Below are 7280 nucleotides of genomic sequence, written 5' to 3' on the forward strand. Positions count from 1 at the left end.
CCGAGACCGTGAGTTTCACGGCAGGCTGTATTCGTCCTGGGAGAGCGACAGCGAAGTCGTCAACCATGGAGGTACCAGGCAGAAGCGAAAACAGTCATGCAGTAGGCGTCGGCCGAGTCGCGATGCAAAACTAGAGACGGAGACAGACAATGAATCTTTTCAGGACGAAGAGCATCGACGCGATGATTGCTTCGAGCCAAAAGCCCAACGGTTTGAAGAAGGTACTTGGGCCGCTCGATCTCATCTTGATGGGGATTGGCGCAATCATCGGCACAGGGATCTTTGTGATCACAGGGACGGGCGCGGTAACGGCAGGACCTGCGCTGATGCTTTCGTTTGTCGTTGCGGCCGTGGCATGCGGGTTTGCGGCGCTCTGTTACGCGGAGTTTTCTTCAACGGTCCCCGTCGCAGGGTCGATCTATGCGTACAGTTACGCCACACTTGGAGAATTCGTTGCCTGGATGATCGGCTGGGACCTCATGCTCGAGTACGGGCTCGCGACCTCTGCTGTCTCGGCAGGCTGGTCCGGCTACTTCCAGTCGCTCATGGCGGGATTCGGTCTGAACCTCCCGGTCGCTCTAACGGCAGCCCCTGGTGCCGTCCCCGGTGCGGTGACGTACTGCAATCTGCCGGCGTTAGTCATCATGCTCGCAATTGCGGCGATGCTCTCGATTGGTGTCCGGGAGACGAAGCGGATCAACAATCTGATGGTGGCGATCAAGGTGACAGTCGTCATCCTCTTCATTGTCGTTGGGATGCGTCATGTCCAGCCGGCGAACTGGCATCCATTCGCACCGTTTGGCTACGGTGGTGTGCTGAGTGCCGCGTCACTCGTCTTTTTCGCGTTCATCGGGTTCGACGCAGTGTCCTCTGCCGCTGAAGAGGTAAAACGTCCGGGGCGCGATCTTCCCATCGGAATCATTGGCTCACTCGCTTTCTGCACCATTCTTTATATCGTCGTGTCGGCCATCATAACGGGCATCGTGCCGTACCAGCAGTTTCTTGGTGTCGACCACCCTGTCTCGCTGGCTTTGCAGTACGCAAAAGAACCCTGGTTCGCGGGATTTGTTGATCTCGGCGCTATCCTCGGTATGACAACCGTCATTCTCGTGATGTGCTACGGCCAGACGCGTATCGTTTTCGCGATGTCGAGGGACGGGTTATTGCCGAAAAAGTTTTCGAGGATCCATCCGAAGTTCGGCACACCATTTCTCACCACCTGGACCGTCGGCATCCTGTTTTCGATGATCGGCGCTGTGGTTCCGCTCAGTGTGCTTGCTGAACTGGTCAACATTGGCACGCTCGCAGCGTTCTGCCTCGTCGCTGTCGCCGTGATTGTGCTTCGAAAGAAGCGACCGGACCTGCCTAGGGCTTTCCGTTGCCCGGGCGTGCCAGCGGTGCCCGCGCTTGCAATCGCGTTCTGTCTCGTCCTGATGGCCTACCTGAAGCCCATCACCTGGATCGCATTCGGAACGTGGCTCGCCTTGGGGGCTTTTATTTACTTCGCGTATGCGCGGCGTAAATCAGTGTTGCAGACCGAGGCGACTGGGCGGGGCTATGAAGTCGGGGAGCGTGCCTGGAGAAACTGACAGTCGTGGCTTTCGACAGCCGTCGATATGCAGCGGTGAAGCCGGAATGACCGCTGCAATGCGAGACGGTACCGGGAGGATGGGCGGCAGTAAGCACAGCCTTTTCGGTACCCGTTCGATGGTGGGAGGAGCGTCAGCGCGTTTTCTGGGAGAAATAGTTGGCGTCTGCTTTGAGTTGCGGCGTGATTCGCTGCTCCACCCATTCGAGCCACGCTCTCGTTTTCGCGTTCAGGTAATGGCGCGATGGCAGAAGTGCGTAGATGCCAATGTCTGGTGATCGCCACGTGGGCAGGACGCGTTTCAGGCGGCCCGCGCGAACGTCATCGATTACCGTAAAAAGTGGCAGTAACGTAATACCCGCACCTCGCAGCGCGACATCCAGCACCATGTCGGGCGTATCCGCAATCAGTTTTCCGCGCGGGCTAAGTTGCTGTGTGGTGCCATTCCCGTCAGTCAGGTTCCACTCTGGACGAATGGACGGATTGACCAGTCGCAGAGCGGTATGCTGGTTCAGGTCGTCGGGCGTGTGCGGCTCGCCATGGCGCTTGATGTAGTCAGGCGAAGCGCAGAGGATGGAAAACGTCGTACCCAGTCGCCGCGCGACAATTCCTGAGTCGGCCAATGATTCGGCCAGGTACAGACTGACGTCGACGCCGCGGGCAAGCAGGTCGGGCACGTATTGCGATGTGCTGTATTCGACGCTCAGTTGCGGATAGCTGGCGCAGAAGTCCGCCATCATCGGTGCCACATAGTGCTGTCCGAAATTGACCATGCACTGGACCCGAAGACGCCCCTGCGGCGACATGTTCGTGCCAGATGCGTGTGCCTCGGCCTCGTCGACGAGGGCAATCACCTCGCGACAGCGTTCAGCGTAGTCGGCGCCGACGTCCGTGAGCACGCGCTGGCGCGTCGATCGTTGAAGGAGCTTGGCGCCCAGACGGTTTTCGAGTTCGGTGACAAGGCGGGAGATTTGCGCTGTCGTCAGGTCCATCTGCTCGGCCGCGGCGGTGAAGCTGCCGCTGTCGATGACCCGGAGAAATGCGCGCATTGCGTGGAGAAGACCGCCGTCGAGAGCTTTACGCATAACGTAAATATCATTTACATTGCATCCGATTGTTACATGAAACCGCTGTATTCACAATGTGAAGCCTGTATATGGAGGTTTCACATGCCCACCAACCGCGACTTCGCTACAACCACACGCCATCTGGGGGCCTGGGTGGCCCTGGCATTGCCCCCTCTGCTCTGGGCCGGCAACTTCGTGGTCGGACGGGCACTTCGGACCGATGTGCCGCCCATGACGCTCGCCTTCGTTCGCCATTTGATTGCGTTGGTCTGCCTGTCACCTTTCGCCTGGCCTGCTATCCGTCGGGACGCGAGGCGCTACTGGCATCTTCGGTGGCAACTGGTGCGAACCGCGCTTACAGGGTTGGCGGGTTTCAATCTCCTGGTGTATGCCGGTCTCCATTCCACGACCGCCTCTAACGCGCTGCTGCTGAATTCGATCATTCCCGTGCTGATCGTGCTGTTTGGAGGACTCATTTACAAACAGCGCTTCACCGGAAACCAGGTGGTGGGGATGGCACTCTCCTGCACCGGCGTGCTCGTCATCATTCTGCACGGGGAACTCAGCCGGCTCATCGCCCTGCAGTTCTCGGCGGGCGACGCGATCGTATTTCTCGGCATGGTGTGCTTCGCGCTGTATTCACTCTGGCTCAGGGCGTTGCCAGACGACCTCAATCCAGCGGGCCTCCTTGGTGCGCAGCTTTTGATTGCAGTGCTTTTTCTGTTCCCGTGCTTCATGTGGGAGTACTGCGCGGGTCATCGAGCAGTATGGACACATTCGTCTCTGCTGGGAATTTGCTACGTCGCGCTTGTGGCGTCGTTGCTGGCGACTTTCCTGTACATGGCGGGTGTTGCCAGGGTGGGGCCGTCCCGTGCAGGGCTGTTTATCCACCTCATCCCGGTCTACGGAGCATTGCTGTCCAGCCTGTTGCTCGGCGAGACGATTCGCATCTATCACTTCGTGGGTTTCACGGTGATATTGGCGGGACTCGTCTTCTCGAATCTCGAGTCGAGACGCGGTGCGCGGATGAATCAAGGAGCGTATCAGGCAGCTAAAGCGGAAGGCTGAAGTCGCGCCTGCCACATCGTTTTTACCGGCAATTTGCCATTTTTTTGCAGAAGAGGTCTTACATGCCGCTCCACATCGAAACGCCACTGTTCCAGTCCCGTCCGCTGAGCATCCTGAGCGGGAAGTCTGTGTGGTTGAAGTTTGAGGCGCTCCAACCGAGCGGGTCGTTCAAGATCCGCGGAATTGGCGCCCTTTGCGAGGAATATGCGCGTCAAGGGAAAACGCGGTTCATTTCGTCCTCGGGCGGGAACGCGGGAATTGCGGCGGCCTACGCCGGGCGCAAGTTGTCGATCCCCGTTACCGTTGTTGTACCGGAGACCACAACCATGAAGGCCAAGGCGCTTATCGAGCAGGAGGGCGCCACTGTGATCGTTCATGGCGCATCGTGGATGGAGGCGAATGCGCTTGCTCAGTCCATGCTGGATGCCTCGTCGGCCTTCGTGCACCCGTTCGACAATCCGACGATGTGGCCGGGGCATGCGACCATGATTGATGAGGTGGTCAGAGCGGAGGCGTCGTTCGATTCTGTCATCGTGTCGGTGGGAGGGGGCGGTCTTCTCTCAGGCGTGGTCGAAGGGCTCCGACGCAATGGTCTCGGGCATATCCCCGTTGTTGCCATCGAGACGGAAGGAGCGGACTCGCTCGCCCGATCGGTTCAGGCAGGCGTCCAGATCGAACTCGACGCGATCACGAGCGTCGCGACGTCGCTCGGCGCAAAGAGAGTATGTACAAACGCGTTCGAGGTAAGCCGCTCACATGACGTGCGGTGCCACGTTGTGTCCGATCTCGAGGCGCTGGAGGCCTGCGAAAATTTCCTCCACGACCATCGGGTATTGGTCGAGCCCGCGTGCGGTGCGACGCTGGCAGCCATCTATAGCCGGAACCAGAGCATCATCGCAGATTTCAAGGCCCCCCTCGCCATTGTATGCGGCGGGGCGACAGCGACTCACGAGCAGATTCAGGAATGGCGAGCCAAGGCTGCCGCTGCGCAGTCGGAACGGTCTCACTGATTGCAGCACCAGTAGGATCGCGCGGAACAGGACTCTCTGCGGGTCAATGTTGTCGCAGCACGCTTCGACGACCCAAAGGACATGTGGCGCCTTGCTTTGAGCTGGTTGTCCCTTGGGCCAGGCAAGCGGCGTTGCTGCCCTGGATGCTGATCATGCGTGGGGCGATGTTCGTCCGAGATGGTTGGGAAATGGCCGCCTTCCGTGAGAAGACCAGATGCGTTGAAGCCTGGGCAACCGGAGGGCGTTAATGCGCCAATGTGGAGGTTCGCCCCAGCCACCTGAGCAACCGAGGCCCGAAATGCCTGCTACAACATACGGGCTCCATATTTCGAAGCGCGTGTTCCAGATCTACTGGGCCGACGCGGAGAACAGCGACGGCGCCAATCGCAGGTTCAGCAGAGCGGACCTGATGACCTTTCTTTCGCAGCGGCCTGCTGGCCGCATTGCACTCGAAGCCTGCGCGAACGCCGATTGGTGGGGTCGCAGGCTCCGCACACTGGGGCACGAGGTCGTTCTGTTGCGTTGCGAGTTTATTCACGCATTAGTAGACCTAAATGGAACCGGCGCCGCGACTGCCCGTGCGATCTGGACTGCAGCACAGCAGCCAGGCAAGAACACCGTCGCGGCCATGACGGAGGATCAGCAAGCCATTCTCGGTCTGAATCGCATGCGCTCGTCGCTCGTCAAGTTCCGGGCCATGCAGATCAATCGTAAGCGGTCTATTGACCACGCCCCTCAGAGGTTAGGGTGGCAGGCGGCGCCCACGGCATGAGCGCCGCATAGTCGTCAGCGGTTGCGGCAAGGGGCAACTTCGCGAACAGCGAGACGAGATAGCGGTAAGGATCGATGCCATTCGCCTTGCAGGTTTCAACCAGTGAGTAGAGATTGGCGCTCGCCTGCGCGCCGGCAACGGTGCCGGCAAACAGCCATCCTTTCCTTCCGATGACGAACGGCCTGATGGCGTTCTCGCACAGGTTGTTCGATATGGGCCAGTTCCCGTTCTCGACATAGCGGGCCAGCTTGGGCCACTGTCCATGCATGTACTGGAGAGCCTTGCCAAGCAAACTCGACGGCACGATCGTCGGCAGTTGCTTGACCATCATGTGCTCGATGACGGCGAGCACGCGACTACTGTAGCGAGCACGCAGCCGCTGCCGACGTTGCGCTGTCCACTTCGCTGCGCGCGCCTCGACAGCGAACAGCTTTCCAATCAGCCCGACGAACCGTGTAGCCAGCAGGTCCGGCGTGCGCGCGGCCTTCGGCACGGTCTCTTCCGCCTTGATGAATCCGCGACGCACGTGCGCCCAGCAACCGAGATGCACGAGCCGGTGATCACGAGCGATGCCGTTGTATAGCTCATAGCCGTCGGTCATCAACACGGTACCAGGCTTCACGCCCGCATAGAGCCGCTGCGCATGCTGGGCGCCACGCCCCGGCGAGTACGAGAACATCCTAACGGGCGGTCCCGAGCCGTTGACTTGCGCCCACAGATAGCTCTTCGATTGCGGTCGCCGTCCTGGCTCCTTCAACACCTGGAAGGTTGTCTCGTCGCCGTAGATGAGTTCCGAGTCGAGCAGCACATCGCGCATCAGGTTGATCACGGGCTGCGCGGCAAGACCAACGCGAACAACGCTGGCCGCCAGAGTGTTCGACGAGATGTCGCCGCCGAAGCGGCGCAGCAGGGTTGCCTGGCGATACAGCGGCATGCCGTACTGGTACTTGCCGGTGATGATCCATGCGAGCGCCGATTCCGTGAGCAGCCCGCGAGGGATAATTCTTGCCGGTGCTGGCGTGACCTTGATGCCGAGGTCACAGCAGGGACACGCGTACTTCACCCGTTGATGCTGGACGACGCGTACCTGTTCGGGAATCACGTCGAGCTGCTCGCTGGTCTCCACACCGATCTCAACCAGCGCATGGCCGTCGTGCGCGCAGAAGCGCTCCGACTCGGGCAATTCGTGCCGCACGATCTCGCGCGGCAGATGCGGATCGAGCGGTTTGCGTCCGCGCTTGCCGCGCGTGTGCCCGGCAACCTGCGTGGCGGGTTCATCCTCACGTGCGGGCGCGGCGTCAGTACCGAGTGCTTCGGCCTCGTTAAACAGGCCGAGTTGATCAGTCGCGCGAGCCTCGCTCGACGCGCCGAACAACTCGTGTTTATAGGCACGTAGGCTCTCCTCTGCCAGGTCGCGCTCAGCCTTCGCCAGCCGAAGCTCGCCACGCAGTGCGTCGCGCTCGGCGAGTAGCGCCTGATACTCTTCGGCACTGAGTGTGACGATGTCGTTCGGCATGGCCAGTTAGACCGTCCAGATGCGCCGGGCGTTCAGCCGATCCGTTCGTAAAACCGGCGTGGGTGCTTCTGGATAAGAGCCAGATCGATGCCGTCGAGCAACCAGTGCAATTGCTCGACCGTCAGAGAGATATGTCGCGCGCAGTTGTAAATTGATACAGCAACGCAGTTAGGAATTGATACACCTCGTTGTAGGGTTGCTCCTTTTGGGCGGCCCGTGATCAGCTACGAGGAGTACATGGAAATCGAGATTCTGCGTC

General features: G+C 60.0%; 6 protein-coding genes. 4 read left to right on the forward strand and 2 right to left on the reverse strand.

The window, feature by feature from the left end; translation table 11 throughout:
• The first annotated feature begins 149 nt into the window (after positions 1–149).
• Positions 150–1589: an amino acid permease gene (locus G3N59_RS35010; protein ID WP_205987502.1), complete on the forward strand. Its 1440-nt coding sequence runs from the start codon at positions 150–152 to the stop codon at positions 1587–1589.
• 133 nt (positions 1590–1722) lie between these two features.
• Here the strand turns inward: G3N59_RS35010 and G3N59_RS35015 are convergent, their stop codons facing one another.
• Positions 1723–2673 (reverse strand): LysR family transcriptional regulator, encoded by a 951-nt coding sequence (locus G3N59_RS35015; protein ID WP_205987503.1) that lies wholly within the window; start codon positions 2671–2673, stop codon positions 1723–1725.
• A gap of 84 nt (positions 2674–2757) precedes the next feature.
• Between G3N59_RS35015 and G3N59_RS35020 the strand changes: the two genes are divergently transcribed.
• The 3 genes from G3N59_RS35020 to G3N59_RS35030 all read left to right on the forward strand — a co-directional run bounded on the left by G3N59_RS35020 (position 2758) and on the right by G3N59_RS35030 (position 5505).
• Positions 2758–3723, forward strand: a complete 966-nt coding sequence (locus G3N59_RS35020) for a DMT family transporter (RefSeq protein ID WP_205987504.1) — start codon at positions 2758–2760, stop codon at positions 3721–3723.
• A gap of 62 nt (positions 3724–3785) precedes the next feature.
• Positions 3786–4733 (forward strand): pyridoxal-phosphate dependent enzyme, encoded by a 948-nt coding sequence (locus G3N59_RS35025; RefSeq protein ID WP_205987505.1) that lies wholly within the window; start codon positions 3786–3788, stop codon positions 4731–4733.
• 298 nt (positions 4734–5031) lie between these two features.
• Complete coding sequence (locus G3N59_RS35030; protein WP_205987507.1) at positions 5032–5505, forward strand: transposase; 474 nt, start codon at positions 5032–5034, stop codon at positions 5503–5505.
• On the opposite strand, the gene G3N59_RS35035 is transcribed toward G3N59_RS35030, so the two are convergent.
• Entirely contained in the window at positions 5453–7021 is a 1569-nt protein-coding gene (locus tag G3N59_RS35035) for an IS66 family transposase (RefSeq protein WP_205987510.1), read from the reverse strand. The genes G3N59_RS35030 and G3N59_RS35035 overlap by 53 nt on opposite strands.
• Between the last annotated feature and the right edge of the window lie 259 nt (positions 7022–7280).

The sequence above is a fragment of the Paraburkholderia sp. Ac-20340 genome, from assembly GCF_017104965.1.
In the GTDB taxonomy this organism is placed as follows: Bacteria; Pseudomonadota; Gammaproteobacteria; order Burkholderiales; family Burkholderiaceae; genus Paraburkholderia.

What these genes read in the sequence shown, in the direction of transcription:
- G3N59_RS35010 (WP_205987502.1), top strand. Translation starts at nt 150, where the DNA reads ATGAATCTTTTCAGGACGAAGAGCATCGACGCGATGATTGCTTCGAGC.
- G3N59_RS35015 (WP_205987503.1), bottom strand. Translation starts at nt 2,673, where the DNA reads ATGCGTAAAGCTCTCGACGGCGGTCTTCTCCACGCAATGCGCGCATTT.
- G3N59_RS35020 (WP_205987504.1), top strand. Translation starts at nt 2,758, where the DNA reads ATGCCCACCAACCGCGACTTCGCTACAACCACACGCCATCTGGGGGCC.
- G3N59_RS35025 (WP_205987505.1), top strand. Translation starts at nt 3,786, where the DNA reads ATGCCGCTCCACATCGAAACGCCACTGTTCCAGTCCCGTCCGCTGAGC.
- G3N59_RS35030 (WP_205987507.1), top strand. Translation starts at nt 5,032, where the DNA reads ATGCCTGCTACAACATACGGGCTCCATATTTCGAAGCGCGTGTTCCAG.
- G3N59_RS35035 (WP_205987510.1), bottom strand. Translation starts at nt 7,021, where the DNA reads ATGCCGAACGACATCGTCACACTCAGTGCCGAAGAGTATCAGGCGCTA.